We start from the raw sequence: 15,441 nt of genomic DNA, 5'->3' as shown, positions 1-15,441 counted from the left end.
GGCGCGCGCCGGCGGCAAGTGCGTTCTTCAGGTTCCCGGCGCCGGCCCGGGTCTCGCGGCACGGCGCCCGGCCGGCCGGCCGAGCGTCACGCCCAGCCCGGCCAGCACGATCAGGCCGATCCCGGCGATCTGGGCGGGCTCGACCAGGCGGCCGTAGACCACGGCGTCGACCGCGACGGCGCTCGCCGGGTACAGGAAGGTGAGCACCGCGATCACCGGGGTCGCCAGCCGCGGGACCGCGCCGTAGACCAGCGCGTAGACCAGGCCGGTGTGAACCAGCCCGATGCCGGCCAGCCAGCCCCACTGGACCGCCCCGATCACCCCCGGCGCCGCCGGCCCCAGCACGAGCAGCAGCGGCGCCCCGACCAGGCACTGCACGAGCGTCAGCGTCGGCCCCGGCACGCCGGTCAGGCGGCGGGCGATCAGCGTCACCCAGGCATACAGAAACGCACCGCCGAGCGCGCAGGCGATCCCGACCGCCGCCGGCTCGCCCGGCGCCATGACCTCCGGCCCGATCGCGGCCAGCAGGCCGCCGAAGGCGAGTGCCACCCAGGCGAGCCGGACGACGCTCAATCCCTCGCCGAACACCAGGGCGCCCAGCAGCACCACCAGGAACGGCTGGATGTGGAACACGATGGTCGCGAGCGCGATGCCGACATGCCCGAGCGCCGCCGTGAACAGCACCCAGTTTCCGGCCATGAGCACGCCGGTCAGCACCGCCAGCAGCGCGGCCCTCCGGGTCATGGCCCGCAGGCCCGGCAACCCGGCGTGCCGGCAGTACAGGGCCATCGCCGCGGCCCCGAACAGGCAGCGGTAGAACACCACGGTGACCGGGTCCTGGCCGCTCTCGACCACGAACATCCCGAGGGTACCGAGCAGCAGGTTGCCGGCGGCAAGCTCCAGGACGGCACGGCGACTTGTCGCGACGGACGCGGGCACGGGGAACCTCCGGCAGCGGTCCCGCATCATCCGTCGGCCTCGCATTCAAACAATCGAATTGATCTGAGAAAACTATTCAGAAATTCTAATGAAATGGATCCGCGCCTCGATCTCGACCTGCTGCGCAGCTTCGTCGCCGTGCTCGACGTCGGCGGCTTCGCCAGGGCGGCCCAGGTGGTGCACCGTTCGCCGGCGGCGGTGTCCATGCAGATCCGTAAGCTGGAGGACACCCTCGGCAGGCGGCTGTTCGACCGCGACACCCGCAATGTGCGGCCGACCGCCGATGCCGAGATCCTGATAGGCTATGCCCGACGGATGCTGCGGCTGCACGACGAGGCCCTGGAGGCGGTCCGGCGGCCGGAGGTCGCCGGCCGGGTGGTGGTGGCCGCCCCCGACGACTACGCGCGGGCCCTGTTGCCGGGCCCGCTCGGCCGGTTCGGGGCGCTGTTCCCGCGGGTCGAGGTCGAGGTGGTGTGCGCCCAGACCACGCTGCTGCTGCCCATGCTGGCGGCCGGAACCGTCGACCTCGCCTTCGTCTCGCGCACCCGTGGGGTAACCGGCGACCTGGTCCGGGTCGAGCCGATGGTGTGGGTGGCCGCCCCGGGTTCCGACATCCACCGCCGCTCGCCGCTGCCGGTGGCGCTGTACGAGTCGCACAGCCCGGCGCGGCTGCGGGCGACCGAAGCCCTCGACCGGGCCGGCATCGACTACCGCGCCACCCATTCGAGCCCGAGCCTGCTGGGGCTGCTGGCGATGGTCGAGGCGGATTTGGCGGTGGCTGCCCTCGCCCGCTGCTCGGCCCCGGCCGGGGTCGCGGTGCTGGACATGCGCCACGGCCTGCCGCCGATCGCCGACCTGGAGGTCGTGCTGTCGCGCAGCGCCGGCTCCCGCCGACCCGCCTGCGAGGCGCTGGTGGAGCTCATCATCGGTGGTTCTAAGGCGCCGTCGCCGCCCGGTCCGACACCCGAGGTTGACTCGCAGCCCAGGTTCGCGAAGTAAAATGCAGAACAAATGACCATATCCAGGCGACGAGCGACACCATGCCGACGACGCCGACCCAATCGCTGAGCGCAGTCGCGCAGGCCGTTCGCGAGAACCGAGACCCGGCCGAGGACGTCGAGTACGCGCCGCCGGACAGCAGTGTCCCGATGGCGGTGCGGCTGGATTTCGCGGCCTTGCTGACCCAGGCCGACCGGGAGGCACTGCCGATTCCGGACAGCCGCTTCGGCCCGCTTCCCGCGCTTCCGGCGCTGGTTTACGCCGCGTGGCGGATCCGGATGGATCTGCACGCGTCCTTCGATCTGCGGACGACGGAGGGCTATGCCGGGCTGTGGGTGTGGGCGATTCGGGACGGGCGCCGGGAAATCGACGCCCTGGGCTCAGCGGTCGCCGACGCCCGACCGCTGGTCGCCGGCACGGTGGAGCGCGTGGTCGACGGCCTGCCGGTCAGCTTCCCGTGGTGCGCCGCCCTGCTCTGGTGCACGCGCCCCGACCTGCAGGAGGCGTACCCGCTGTCCGACACCCAGAATTCGGCGGGGTACCTCGGCTGGTTTCTGCGCAATGGCCTCTTCGATCTGCACTGTTGCGATCTGGTCCCGGACGATCACGTGAACCTGCTGTCCACCATCAGGCAGGAGCCTGCCCCGCCGCCGCCGTTGACGCTGTATCTCGAGTTCATGCATGCCGCACGGCCCGACATCGCGTCAGCTTTCGACCTCGGGACGTTCGAAAGCCGGCGCGCGTTCCTGAAGTGGTTCTACGACCACGGCATCTCGGAGTTCCCGACCCACCCTGAGATCACCGCACGCCAGACCCAGATCCTGATGGACTGGGGCAAGGCCGCCAAGGCCGAGAGGAACAACGCAACGGCAGAGCCGGGGACGCAGTCCGCGACCGGGACGACACCGGGCGACTAGAGCAGATCGCTACGATGCGGTCGGATCGGCCTGCTAGGACTTCTCCGATCCTTCTGCCGCCTTGCGGAGCTGCCAGATCGCCGGGCCGGTCCAACCGGACCCGGCCAGCGCCCGCCCGGCTTTCAGTGACCTCTGGCGGCGCGCCGACGAATCGCCGCCGACCCGATCCTTCGACGTGTCCCGGGGCGCATGCTCCTCTTCCGCCACCGCCTCGAGTTGGGCCCGCGCATAGGCAATCAGAGCGGACCGCGCCTCCCGGACCTCCTCCACGTCGATCCGTTCGAGCGGCCCTTCTCCGAGCAATGCAAGAGCGTCGGCGCGGCGGTCGGCATGGTGCAGCAACACAAGCAGTCGCGCCCTGAGGCTCGCATCACCGGTCCGGCCCAGCGCCGCCCGCAGAATCTCGATCAGCACCTCCGGCCGCCTGCCGTCTCGCACCGGCCAGGACATCCGGAGATAGGCCTTGATGGCCAGGGTTCCGCAAGGGATCGCCCGACGGTAGGCGGTCAGTGCCTCGTCCTGCCGCTTCATCTCCCACAACTCATCGGCCAGCCGCACGGTCCCGGCTGCCGTGGCCGGCGCAATCACCAGCGCCTGCTTCAGGTCGATCATCCGGCCCGACGCGAGCGCCTGGTCGCGCCAGGCGACCATCACCGATCTCGCCAGCGCACCGTCGTCGTGGCGGCGGAGCAGCGGCCGCAACAGGCGGCGCGCGGTCCGGTGCAGACCGGCCTTTGCGGCCGCGGCCGAGGCGAGGATTCGGACCTCGGGACGATCCGCCACCGCCTCCAGCGCCCAGCAGGCGAGGTCCATCGCCAGCAAGGCCGAGCCGAAGCGGTGCTCGAGCCGGATCAGCCGGATCAGCGACTCCAGGTCGGGGGTGCGCGCAGCCCAGCGCCCGGACAGTCCGGGGTCCGCGGACGGGGCCCTGCGATCCGTTTCGAGACGGATCGCGACCTCCTCCCAGCTGCTGACCTCCTGCAGATCCATTCGATGCCCTACCGGTTGTCCGGGATCCTGCGGATCCAGTCGCTCAGAACCGCCGTATCGGTCGGCAGCAACAGTCGCTCGTAAGCGGCCGGGTCGCGCGCCACGCAGGCCGGCATGTACTGCCCTGCCGGGACCGCCGCCCAGCCCTCCTCGGTCTCGCCGGCACGCAGCCGGTCCAGGCTGGCCCGCACTCGGTCGACTTCCACGAGATCCCGCTTCTTGTGGTGCTCTCGATGCGCGTAAGAGCTGAATTTGTACTGAATGAAGCGCTCGTCGCCCAGGGCATGGAAGTGCCATCCGGCATCGTCCAGCCAGATCCCTTCCTGCTTGCGTTGCCGTCGGGACAGATTGAACCGGACCGCGTTGGCGCCATGCTGGCGAACGTTGCGGTAGCGCGAGATCGCCGCGGTGTCCCGATTGGCCCGCCCGGTGGCGATCGCCTGGTAGTTCAGGAAATACTTGCTCATCCGCATGCGCAGCGTCGCCATCTCGCCTTCGAACCGGCCGAGGACGTCCCAGCGCCAGATCTCGTCCGCGTCGGCGATCACGACGTAGTCGTCCTCCGCCGCCAGTCCGTCCAGCCCGCGAAGCATGGCATCGCGCTGATAGAAGTCCTTGGCCCAGGGATGCTGGCAGCAGACCGGGAACGACTCCACCGGCACATGGACGATCTTGTCGCGGAACTCGGCGAAGCGATCGATGTTGTCCCTGAACATCAGTGGCTTCGGGGATCCCGTGAAGGTCTCCGCGGCCTCCACGACAATGAACTTCTCGACATGGTCCCAGAGTTCGGTGAACCGCATCACCGCAAGGTCGAACTCGCCGTTGAACATGAAACAGTCGAAGTAGCGCGGCGGTCCGTCGCGGTGCCAGGGGGGAGTCCGCAGCCGATCGCACCAGACCCGGCCGGTGGCCTGCGCCAACTTCCACCGCACCTGGATATCGTGGGTGTTCTCGTAGCTGCAGTGCCCGTAGCAGCGGACCGCGACATGCGGGTTGCCGGCCGCCAGATGGGCATCGCCGAGGCGTTCGATCGCCGCGGTGCCGCCCTTGGCAGCCGGAACGCGCCCGTACGACCGGGCCGCCATCTGGAACTGCCCGAGGCGAAAATAGGCGTCGCCGACCAGAGACCAGGCCACCGGATCGGCGGATTTTGCGGAGGCCAGCGGCAGGCAGACCTCCAGTGCCTCCGCCGGCCGGTCGGCCGCGAGCAGCGCCGCACCGAGATCGATTCCGGGATCGGGAAGCCGCCGTTTGGGCTTGGCTTCCTCATCCTCTAACCCGTCCTCCAGGGCGGCGATCCGGGCGAACAGCCGCTTGGCGTCCGCGAATCGCGCGGCCATCCGATCGGTCGCCGGATGATCCGGAAATCCGTCCCGCAGTCGCCGCACGAATACCGCCGCGAGATCGAGGCGCGCGCAGTCGAGACTGAGTTGGGCAGCGTTCTCATAGACCGCCGGCAGACCGATCCGGCGTGTCGACGCCCACTCGAGGGCGCGCTCCGACAGGCGATACAGACCGACGCGCGAGGCGATGCTGGCCGACCGGATCAGGACCTTCCAGGACGGCTCGCCCGGGTCCTCGCACTGTCGGTCGAAGACGCGCAGCAAGTCGACTTCGTCGGACCGGTAGGTCTTGGCCAGTCCGCTCAGGACCGCCTCGCCCTGCTGGAGGTCATCCTCGTCGAGCGCCGACACCAGCGCTCGCACCCGATCGGTCGGGTCGGACGGAGTCGGGCGACCGTTCCGGATCATATTCAGCCCCATGCGCTGCCCTCACAGATCTCGGCAACGTCCTCGGGTATGCTCCGCCGCCCGACCGGCGCCCACTGATTGGAACAGCATATCAGAATGTCTGTGACCTCGTCGTTTCATCAGGGCTACATTCTGCGGAAATATTCTGCTGGCAACTGAATTCGCCTCCGACGACACACAACCGACGGCACGATGGCAACGGTTTCGAACGGTGACCAGCCCCTGCTGACCACCCTGGATCTCCAGGCGGCGACGGCGCGCCTGCAGGCGCTTTCGGTCGGAATCGCCGATCCGCGCGAGCGCCGTCGCATGATCTCCCAGGGGCTGGGCGTGATCTGGCGTCGCGAGCATCCGTTCCGGCTGGAGAGTGCCTCCGCCGCCGAGTCGCGGGTCATCGATGCGGTGCTCTTCTGCGGCGAGTGGGAGCTTCTCGCGCATCGCGTAAGCGCGCTCGCCGACGTGACCGACAAGACCCTGGTCGTCGAGGCCGACCGCACATTCGCCGGCGAGAAGCGGGCCTTCGCCCTGACCGACGCCGAGCTTGCCGCCCGCGGGTGGCAGGACCGGGTGGTCGCGCTCCGGATCACGCTGCCGGACTGGCTGAACGACCGGAATCTCGTCGAGACCTGGCAGCGCAACCACATCGCCTTGGCGCTGGCGGAGACAGCCGGCCCGTCCGACCTGGTGCTGATAGGGGACATCGACGAGCTTCCCTTCCCCGGCGCAATCAATGCCAGTGCGCCGGAACGGCGGGCTCTCGGCATGCGGCAGACCCGCTTCTTCGCCAATCACGAGCGTATCGGAGGAACGGCGTATCAGCACTTCGGCGCCGCGATCGTCCCGGTCACGGAGTTCGAGCACGCGACTCCGTCCGAGATCCGCGAGGACGCCAGACGCCCCTCGCCCCCGGCATGGACGGTCGTGGCCGACGCCGGGATCCATCTGCAGTACGTGACGGCCGGTGAAACGCTGGCGGATCATCTCGGCGCCCTCGGCCATACCGGCGACGAGATCGAGCGCGTGCTGCGGGATCGCGACCGGGTGCGCGCCGGAACAGCGCTCGATGGCTATGCCTGCCTGGTCCCCGATTGCGCGTTGCCGGGCGAACTCGCCGACGTCGACGAGGACCGTCTGGATGCGGCCCTGGAATTTACAATCGCCTTGTCGGACCGGCGCTCCGGACGACGGCAGGCTCCGGTTCCGGATCATCTCGGCCTGCCCACGGATGCAGACGACGAACCCGTCCATGGCGAGTGATCGACGACGGGCGCTCCGGCAACGCCCTTGCGTCCGCCGTCGCGGACCGGTAACCAACCTCAGGGCTGATCGGAACGGAGCGTCTGGTGACGAAAGTCGTCATTCTGGCGGGTGGACGCGGTAGTCGGCTCTCGGAAGAGACCGACGTTCGGCCCAAACCCATGGTGCGCGTCGGCGAGCAGCCGATCCTGTGGCACATCATGAAGATCTACGCCGCGCATGGCTTCACCGATTTTGTCGTTTGCCTGGGCTATCTCGGCTACGTCATCAAGGAGCACTTCGCCAACTATCTGCTCCACCGCAGCGACGTGACGGTCGACCTGGCCACCGGCGGCCTCGATTTTCACTCGCAGCACGACGACCGCTGGCGCGTCACCCTGGTCGACACCGGGGACGCGAGCAACACCGGCGGACGGCTCAAGCGGATTCGCCATCACCTCCCGGACGACGAGCCGTTCCTCATGACCTATGGCGACGGGGTCGGCGACATCGACATCGGCGCGCTGACGGCATTTCACCGCAAGCACGGCCGGAAGGCCACCGTCACCGCCGTCCGGCCGCCCGGCCGGTTCGGCAACCTGGCGATCCACGACGATCTGGTCGAAGCCTTCACCGAGAAACCCGACATCGACGGTCAGTACATCAACGGCGGGTTCTTCGTTCTGCACCCCTCGGTGCTGGACTATGTGGAGGACGACCAGACCGTCTGGGAGCACGAGCCCATGACACGGCTGTCCACCGACGGCGACCTGCTGGCCTACCGCCATTCGGGCTTCTGGCAATGCATGGACACCACCCGGGACAAGCTCCAGTTGACCCGGATGTGGGAAGAAGGCCGCGCACCATGGAAGATTTGGCGCTGAAGGAACAGTCGCCCACGGGCAGCTGCCGTTTCTGCGGCTCGACAAGGCTGTCGCCGGTCGCGGATCTCGGCGCCCAGGTCCCCGCCAACGCCTTCGTCGCCCCCGACCGGGTCGACCGGGTCGAGGCGCGGTATCCGCTGCGCACGGTGGTGTGCCACGACTGCTGGCTGGTGGAACTCGACCACGTTGTGCCGCCGGAGTCGATCTTCCGGGACTATGCCTATCTGTCGTCCTATTCCCCGTCGTGGCTACGGCATGCCGAGCGGTTCGTCGACGCGGCGGTGGCGCGCTTCGGCCTCGGCCGGGACAGCCTGGTCCTGGAGATCGCCAGCAACGACGGCTACCTGCTGCAGTATGTGGTCGCGCGGGGCATCCCGGCGCTCGGCATCGAGCCGGCGGAAAACGTCGCGGCCTTGGCCCGCGCCAAGGACATTCCGACCGAGGTCGCGTTCTTCGACGAGTCCACCGCCGCGAGCTTGCGGGCACGCGGCCTGTCCGCCGACCTGATCGTCGCGAACAACGTGCTGGCGCATGTGCCGGCGCCCGGCTCGCTGGTCGCCGGGCTTCCCGCGGTGCTGTCCGCGGAAGGCGTCGTCTCCGTCGAGGTGCCGCATCTGCAGCGTCTGCTCGAGGGCGCGGAGTTCGACACGATCTATCACGAGCACTACTCGTACTTCTCGCTGGGCTTCCTGCAGCGACTGTTCCGGACCCACGGCCTCCGGGTGTTCGACGTCGAGCACCTGGCCACCCATGGCGGCAGCCTGCGGGTCTTTGCCTGCCACCAGGCGTCGCGGCATGTCACGCAAGGCTCCGTCGCCGAGACTGTCGAGGCAGAACTCGCGGCTGGACTGGAGACCAGGGAGACCTACGACCGGTTCGGCGAGCAGGTCCTGCGGGTTCGCCGAGACCTCCTGGCCTTCCTCGAAGGCGCCCGGCGCGGGGGGAAGTCGGTAGTCGGCTACGGTGCCGCGGCGAAGGGCAACACCCTGTTGAACTATTGCGGCCTGGGCGTCGACGACATCACCTATGTCGTCGACATGAACCCGCTCAAGCAGAACCAGATGCTGCCGCAGAGCCGGATACCGGTCCTGGCACCCGAACGGCTGGCGGCGACCAAGCCCGACTACGTGCTGATTCTGCCCTGGAACCTGCGCGACGAGATCGCCGAGTCGATGAGCCATGTCCGCGACTGGGGCGGGCGCTTCGTGGTCGCGGTGCCGCGGCTGGAAGTGCTGTGATGCAGTTCCGCCCGACCCGGGTGGCTGGCGTCGTGCTGATCGAGACGCAGGCACATCGGGACGATCGGGGCAGCTTCGAACGCACCTTCTGCCGGTCCAGCTTCGCCGCCGCCGGCATCGATTTCGCGATCCGGCAGGCCAGCCTCTCGACCAATCTGAAGGCAGGGACACTGCGCGGCCTGCACTATCAGCTGGAGACCCATCCGGAGGCCAAGCTGGTCCGCTGCGTGGCCGGCCGTGTGTTCGACGTGGTCGTCGACCTGCGACCCCGGTCGCCCAGTTTCCGGAGCTGGTACGGCGTCGAGCTGTCGCCGGCGGCCGGGCGGACCTTGTATATCCCGCCCGGCGTGGCGCACGGCTTCCTCAGTCTCGCGGACGACAGCGTGCTGCACTACATGATGGATGCCGACCACGAGCCCGCAGCCGCCGCCGGCGTGCGGTGGGACGATCCCGCGTTCGCCATCGACTGGCCGGCCGCCCCTGGCGTCATAGCGCCGCGCGATGCCGGATATCCGGATTTCGCGACGTGAGCACGGTGCTCGTCACCGGCGCCAGCGGCTTCGTCGGCCGCGCAACTGCCGCCGCCCTGCTGGCGGCCGGCCACTCGGTGACCGGTACCGCCCGGCGCGCCGACCGCGTTCCGCCGGGTGTTGCGTCGCTGGCGGTCGATCTGCTCGCCGATCCGACCGCCTTGCCGGCGGCGATCCGGACGCTGCGCCCGGAGATCCTGGTTCACGGTGCCTGGACCACCGAGCATGGACGATACTGGAACGACCCGGCCAACCTCGACTGGGCGGCCCGGACGCTCGAGATCGTGCGCGCTTTCGCGGATGCCGGCGGCCGGCGGATCGTCACCGTCGGAACCTGTGCCGAATACGACTGGGCCGCGCTCGACGGCACGCCGTGCCGGGAGGCCTCGACCCCGCTGCGGCCGCATACGCTCTACGGCGCCGCAAAGCACGCCACCGCCGACCTGGTCGGCGCGTTCTGCCGGTCGACCGGCCTCGCCCACGCGCATGCCCGGTTGTTCATGCTGTATGGCGACGGCGAGCAGCCCGCGCGGCTGGTCCCGGGACTGATCCACGCGCTGCTGGCGGGCCGGCCGGCCCGGGTGACCTCCGGGCGTCTGGTACGGGACCTGATGGACGTCCGCGACGCCGGCGCCGCGCTGGCCGCGCTGGCCGGCAGCGACTGGAACGGCGCCGTGAACGTGGCGACCGGAGAGCCCGTGACGCTTGCCGAGGTGGCGACGACCGTCGGCCAGCTTGTCGGGCACCCGGAGCTGGTGGAGCTTGGCGCCCTGCCCGACAGGCCGGACGATCCCGCGTTCCTGGTGGCCGATGTGGACATCCTGGTGCGGAACGTCGGCTTCCGGCCGACGATCGCGCTGAGGCAGGGGCTCGACGAGGCCGTCAGCACCTGGCGCGCGGAGCGCGGCGCCACCGATCACGATCGTCGAGGGAGCCGATGACCGACCTTCAGAAACTGGTGGCGCGCCTGGAGAAGGCGGCACGCCGGCTGCGCGAGATGGCAGCGGATCCGCAGCTCGCCTTCGATGCCACCCGGTCGCTGCCGACGCAACTTGGCGTGCTTTGGAGCAGCTCTCCCCTCGCCAGGGCGAAGTCGTTCCGGGCCACTCTGATCGACCAGTGGACGCAGGCCCTGAAGGCGGTTCTGGACACGTTGGGCTGGGAGGGCCAGATCATCGTCTCCCGCAAAGGCGTCCAGGTCGAGCTCGACGGCGTACGCCTCCACGCCGATCAGGAGTACCGGTTCTTCCGGAAGTCCGGGAGGTCCGCCGGCACCGCCCTGTTCGAGCGGCTCCGCCAGATCCGCCCGCAGCCCGAGACAGTGATCGACATCGGCGCCAACATCGGTGAGATCGCCCTGCTGTTCGCCCACAAGCTGCCCGAGGCACGGATCGTCGCCGTCGAGGCGTCAAGCGAGAACGTCATCGAGTTCGAACGGAACCGGAGCCTGCAGCCCTTCGCGACCGACCACCTGCAGTTGATCCACGCGGCGGTTACCGATCGCGAGGGCAGCATCGACATCACCGTCGGCGCCGGCGACATGAACACCGTGCTGGTCGAGGGCGGACTGGGGCGCCTGCGCGACCGCGGCACCACAGGCGTCGAACAGGTCCGCGCAATAACCCTGGACTCGGTCATCGAAGCCGCCGGAGGAGGCCCGATCGACTTCCTGAAGATCGACATCGAGGGCGCGGAGCCGTTGCTGGCCGACGCCCTGGTGCGACATGCCGACGCGATCATGACGATCTTCGTCGAGTTCTCGGTATTCAACACCCTGGAAGCCTATGTCGACCTGAACGACCGGCTCTTGGACGCCGGCTACAGCGTATTCGATTCGAAAATGCGCCCGATCGCGGAGCCGTCGGCCTGGCTCGCCGAATCGCTCGCCGCCAGCCCCGGCATCAATCTCTGGTACGTTCACCGGGACGCCGGCACCGACGCTCAGTAGGAGCCGCCGAACACCACGGCGAAGCCGATGACGACCCCGACAAGCAGGATCAGAAACACCGCATCCATGCTTCGGAAGCGGCTGCTCTTCACCGGCCCTACGGTTTGCCCGGCCCGCACCGCCTCGGCAATCTCGCGCAGGCTCTGGCCGAAGGTCCCCATATAGGTCTCGATGATCTGCAGCGTGCGTGACTGCTGCTCGACCGTCTCCCGCAGCGACTCGTCGATGACCGGGCGGTCGAAGGTCGTCTCCCCCGGTACCGGCAGGTTCTTGAAGCGCTCGACCATGCCGCGCAGCAGGTTGCCCATGTCGTTGATCACCCGCTCCTGCATCGCGATCCGCTCCTGCAGCGCGGCGATCAGGTCGGCCTCTTGCCTGGGCGGCCCGTCCGGCACGACGCGTCGCTGCGGGCGGACCTGCATGCGCGGCAGCGGCAGCTCGCTGCCCGCGAACCGCACTTCGATCTCGGCGCTGTCGAGCTGACCGACCAGTTCGTCGGGAAGTGCGTACTCGAAGGCGTGCCGGCCGTCCCCGATCTCGAGCTCGACGAGATCGGCCCGGTAGCTATCCGCGGCAACGACCGCAAGGACCCGTTGCCCGAGCAGGATCTCGACCTCGACGACCTCTTCCGAGCGCTGCGGGTTCCAGGCCCAGCCGTAGACGATTCCGCGTTCGACAGCGTCGACGAAACCCTGAAGACTGACCGCCGCAAGTCCGATCGATCGCACGCTGCCTCCGATGCAACTGGGTGCCGGCCGGTCCCTCACGATAGTATGTGAGGTCCGCCCTCAACTTTGCAGGATGCCGACTATCCGGTTGAATCGGTAGATTTTCAAAGGAAAAGGGCTTAGAAATTCGGGATGTTTGAGCCGTCGGATCCCACACCGGTCGGGTGTACGGACGCCGAGCCGGGTAGACGAGGGGCTCATAGTGGCGACTGAGGCAAGATCTTCCGATCCCCTTAACGGCGTGATCCGCCGTTGCGTGCCCGCTCTGATAGTCGTCGGCGTGGTGACCACGCTGAGCACGGTCTCGTTCCTGGTCGTCCCGCTCTACATGATGCAGGTCTACGACCGGGTCCTGGCGAGCGAGAACCTGAACACGCTGTTCGCTCTCGGCGCGATCACGGTATTCGCGCTGCTGGTCGCGACCGCGCTCGACTATGTGCGCTCGCGGGTGCTTCGCCGCATAGCGATCTGGTTCTCGCGCCGCGTCGGAATCGACGCGATCGAGGCCGGGATCCGCCAGGCGGTGAACTCCCGCGGCCAGACCGCGCAGTCGCTCCGCGACATCGGCGAGATCCGCAATTTCATCCAGGGCGACAGCATCGTCGCCGGCTTCGAACTGCTCCTGACCCCGATCTTCTTCTTCGTCCTGTTCCTCATCCATTTCTATCTCGGCCTCATCGGCACGTTCGCAGCCCTCGGCATGCTGCTGCTCAGCTGCCTGACCGAAATCGTGAGCAGGCGCCCGCTGTTCGAGGCCGAAAAGAAGAACCTGATCGCGACCGCGACGATCGGCAACTCGCTGCGCAATGCCGAGGCCGTCGAGGCGATGGGCATGGCAGACCGACTCATCGCCCGCTGGCAGGTCGAGAACGACGCCTCGCTGGACCTTGCCGAGCGTGCCAACAGCCGAATGGCCGTCATCAGCGCGTTCTCGCGGACCTTCCTGCTCTACGTGAAGGTTGCGGTCGTCACCACCGCCGTCCTGCTCGTGATGAGCAACGAGATTACCTCTGGGATGATCTTCGGTGCGTTCATCCTCACGGCTCTGATGCTGCAGCCGTTCTCCAAGCTGATCAGCACCTACCGCCAGGTGGTGAGCGCCCGCGTCGCCTGGGCGCGCCTGCGTGCGGACCTGTCGGTCGACGGCCGCGAGGCCCGGCTGCCATCCCCGATGCCGCGCCCGAGCGGCGCCGTGACCGTCGATGGGCTGATATACGCGCCACCGGGACATTCGCATGCCGTGATCCGCGGTATCTCGTTCGCCATGTCACCCGGAGAGATCGTCGGGATTGCCGGGCCCTCGGCGGCCGGAAAGTCGACCCTGGCGCGGCTGCTGATGGGAATCGTGCGGCCGACCTCCGGATCGGTGCGGATCGACGGCACCAGCGTGTTCCAGTGGGAGCGGTCCAGCTTCGGCAGCTTCACCGGCTACATCCCGCAGACGGTATCGCTGTTCGACGGGACGGTCCGGGACAATATCGCCCGCTTCACGGACGCGCCGGTCGAGGATGTCATCGCGGCGGCCAAGCGGGCCGGCGCGCACGAGATGATCGGGCATCTGCCGTTCGGCTACGACACCATGATCGGCGACATCGGCTACGTCCTGACCGGCGGCCAGCGCCAGCGCATCGCCCTGGCGCGCGCGCTTTTCGGAATGCCCCGCTATCTGGTCCTGGACGAGCCCGACGCCAGCCTCGACCGCGACGGCGAACGGGCGCTGCTTACCGCCATCCGTGCCGCCGCGGAAGCCGGCGCCACGGTGGTCGTCATTTCGCATCGGGCCTCGGTACTGCAGGTGACCGACAAGATCCTGATCCTCAAGGAGGGTCGGATTCAGTTCTACGGCTGGCGCGACAAGGCACTCGAGGAGTTGGGGCTGGTGCCGGCGCCCACGCCGGAGCGGCGGCTGGTGAAAGCGGTGGATCGCGATGCCGGCTGACGGAACCAGCGCACTGGAGACGCCCCGGCTCGTCACCTACCGGAAGGTTGCCCGCAACCCCGATATGCTGGACATCCGGACCTTCGTCACCCTGGTGGTGGTGACCGCGGTGATCGGCATCGCAATCTGGGGGTCGCTGGCGAAGCTGGACAGCGCCACGAGCGGAGAGGGCGAACTGCGGGTCGAGTCCCACCGCAAGACGCTGAAGGTACTCGAATCCGGGATGGTCCACCGCCTGATGGTCGCCGAGGGCGACCATGTCGTCGAGGGGCAACCGCTGATCGAACTGGACCGGACGAACGCGGACGCGGACGCCGCGATCTACCGGCAGCGCTACTATTCGACCCAGGCCCAGCTGGCACGCTACCAGGCCGAAGCGTCGGGCCGTACGGCGGTGCGGTTTCCGGACGAGCTCCTGGCCCGAGCCGACGATCCGGACGTGCGTACCGCGATGATCACCGAAGCCGACCTGTTCGACTCCCGGATGTCCAGCCTGAATGCTCGCCTGGAGTTGCTGGAAAGCCGACGGCACCAGCTCCAGTCGCAGGTCGAGGCAACCGACAACCAGATCGCCTCGACCCGCGAACAGATCGTCCTCAGCACCGACGAACTGGAGTCCGTCGAGTTCCTGTTCAAGAAGAACCTGATCCAGAAGAGCCGCTATCTGGGCGTCAAGCGGGGCCACGTCGAACTCAAGGCCCGGCTCAGCGAATTCCAGAGCCGCCGGGCCCAGCTGGAGACCGAGATCGGAACCATCGACCTGGATCTGCTGGACGCCCAGGAACAGGCGCGCAAGGAGGCCCTGACGCAGGTCAGCACCCTCCAGACCATGCTGCTCGAGTTGGAGCAGCAGGTCGGCCGGGCCACCAGCAAGGTCGGCCTGTTCACGCTGCGGGCCCCGCTGTCGGGAACCATCGTCAAGCTCGACGTGTACAGCGAGGGTATCGTGGTGCTCGCGGGCGAGCCGCTGATGGACATCGTCCCGGACAACGACGAACTGATCATCGAGACCAAGATCGACCCGGACGACATAGACAACGTCTCGGTCGGCATGGATGCGAAGGTCAGGATCTCGGCATTCAGCACCCGGACCACCCCGTTGCTGACCGGCAAGGTGACGCTGGTGACCGCGGACATCGCCTCGCCGCCGGAGGCGGAGAAGAAATACTACCTGGCGATGGTCAGGCTCGGCGAGGACCAGTTGCGGCGGCTCAACGGCCTTGAGATCGCCGCCGGCATGAAGGCGACGGTCCTGATCGTGAAGGGCGAGCGCACGGTCCTCGACTATCTGCTCGCGCCGCTTACCATCATGGCCGAGACCGCGATGCGCGAACCGTGA

General features: G+C 68.2%; 14 protein-coding genes. 10 read left to right on the top strand and 4 right to left on the bottom strand.

Annotated features, from left to right (window positions below; genetic code table 11):
- Nucleotides 1-27 precede the first annotated feature (27 nt).
- The gene (locus RIC31_RS03905) at nucleotides 28-939 is read right to left on the bottom strand and encodes a DMT family transporter (protein ID WP_350103266.1); all 912 of its coding nucleotides are present in this window, start codon (nucleotides 937-939) and stop codon (nucleotides 28-30) included.
- A 93-nt stretch (nucleotides 940-1,032) separates the two neighbouring features.
- On the opposite strand from RIC31_RS03905, the gene RIC31_RS03900 reads away from it, so the two are divergent.
- Both RIC31_RS03900 and RIC31_RS03895 read left to right on the top strand, forming a co-directional pair.
- The gene (locus RIC31_RS03900) at nucleotides 1,033-1,938 is read left to right on the top strand and encodes a LysR substrate-binding domain-containing protein (protein ID WP_350103265.1); all 906 of its coding nucleotides are present in this window, start codon (nucleotides 1,033-1,035) and stop codon (nucleotides 1,936-1,938) included.
- Between the two features lie 41 nt (nucleotides 1,939-1,979).
- Nucleotides 1,980-2,855, top strand: coding sequence for a hypothetical protein (locus RIC31_RS03895; protein WP_350103264.1), 876 nt, complete (start codon nucleotides 1,980-1,982; stop codon nucleotides 2,853-2,855).
- 33 nt (nucleotides 2,856-2,888) lie between these two features.
- Here the strand turns inward: RIC31_RS03895 and RIC31_RS03890 are convergent, their stop codons facing one another.
- Entirely contained in the window at nucleotides 2,889-3,845 is a 957-nt protein-coding gene (locus RIC31_RS03890) for a tetratricopeptide repeat protein (protein ID WP_350103263.1), read from the bottom strand.
- A gap of 8 nt (nucleotides 3,846-3,853) precedes the next feature.
- A complete protein-coding gene (locus tag RIC31_RS03885; protein WP_350103262.1) occupies nucleotides 3,854-5,611 on the bottom strand; it encodes a hypothetical protein in 1,758 nt (585 codons plus the stop codon).
- A 180-nt stretch (nucleotides 5,612-5,791) separates the two neighbouring features.
- Between RIC31_RS03885 and RIC31_RS03880 the strand changes: the two genes are divergently transcribed.
- From RIC31_RS03880 to RIC31_RS03855, 6 genes are all read left to right on the top strand, one after another.
- On the top strand, nucleotides 5,792-6,856 hold the full coding sequence (locus RIC31_RS03880; RefSeq protein WP_350103261.1) for a glycosyltransferase family 17 protein: 1,065 nt from the start codon (nucleotides 5,792-5,794) through the stop codon (nucleotides 6,854-6,856).
- Between the two features lie 86 nt (nucleotides 6,857-6,942).
- Nucleotides 6,943-7,719: a glucose-1-phosphate cytidylyltransferase gene (gene rfbF, locus RIC31_RS03875; protein WP_502989927.1), complete on the top strand. Its 777-nt coding sequence runs from the start codon at nucleotides 6,943-6,945 to the stop codon at nucleotides 7,717-7,719.
- Entirely contained in the window at nucleotides 7,701-8,957 is a 1,257-nt protein-coding gene (locus RIC31_RS03870) for a methyltransferase domain-containing protein (protein WP_350103260.1), read from the top strand. Before rfbF ends, RIC31_RS03870 begins: the two co-directional genes overlap by 19 nt.
- Nucleotides 8,957-9,487 carry a dTDP-4-dehydrorhamnose 3,5-epimerase family protein gene (locus RIC31_RS03865; RefSeq protein ID WP_350103259.1) on the top strand — a complete coding sequence of 177 codons (531 nt, stop codon included), beginning with the start codon at nucleotides 8,957-8,959 and terminating at the stop codon, nucleotides 9,485-9,487. The genes RIC31_RS03870 and RIC31_RS03865 overlap by 1 nt, the downstream gene beginning before the upstream one ends.
- Nucleotides 9,484-10,428, top strand: a complete 945-nt coding sequence (locus tag RIC31_RS03860) for an NAD-dependent epimerase/dehydratase family protein (protein WP_350103258.1) — start codon at nucleotides 9,484-9,486, stop codon at nucleotides 10,426-10,428. The genes RIC31_RS03865 and RIC31_RS03860 overlap by 4 nt, the downstream gene beginning before the upstream one ends.
- The gene (locus RIC31_RS03855) at nucleotides 10,425-11,435 is read left to right on the top strand and encodes an FkbM family methyltransferase (RefSeq protein WP_350103257.1); all 1,011 of its coding nucleotides are present in this window, start codon (nucleotides 10,425-10,427) and stop codon (nucleotides 11,433-11,435) included. Before RIC31_RS03860 ends, RIC31_RS03855 begins: the two co-directional genes overlap by 4 nt.
- Here the strand turns inward: RIC31_RS03855 and RIC31_RS03850 are convergent.
- Nucleotides 11,429-12,163: a hypothetical protein gene (locus RIC31_RS03850; RefSeq protein ID WP_350103256.1), complete on the bottom strand. Its 735-nt coding sequence runs from the start codon at nucleotides 12,161-12,163 to the stop codon at nucleotides 11,429-11,431. The two genes, RIC31_RS03855 and RIC31_RS03850, sit on opposite strands and share 7 nt — an antisense overlap.
- 256 nt (nucleotides 12,164-12,419) lie before the next feature.
- Between RIC31_RS03850 and RIC31_RS03845 the strand changes: the two genes are divergently transcribed.
- A complete protein-coding gene (locus RIC31_RS03845) occupies nucleotides 12,420-14,102 on the top strand; it encodes a type I secretion system permease/ATPase (RefSeq protein ID WP_350103255.1) in 1,683 nt (560 codons plus the stop codon).
- The gene (locus RIC31_RS03840) at nucleotides 14,092-15,441 is read left to right on the top strand and encodes an HlyD family type I secretion periplasmic adaptor subunit (RefSeq protein ID WP_350103254.1); all 1,350 of its coding nucleotides are present in this window, start codon (nucleotides 14,092-14,094) and stop codon (nucleotides 15,439-15,441) included. The genes RIC31_RS03845 and RIC31_RS03840 overlap by 11 nt, the downstream gene beginning before the upstream one ends.

It is taken from the genome of Thalassobaculum sp., assembly GCF_040219615.1.
Taxonomy (GTDB): Bacteria; Pseudomonadota; Alphaproteobacteria; order Thalassobaculales; family Thalassobaculaceae; genus Thalassobaculum_A.
The sequence above is the reverse complement of the archived record's forward strand: the minus strand, read 5'-3'. Positions and strand labels throughout refer to the sequence as shown.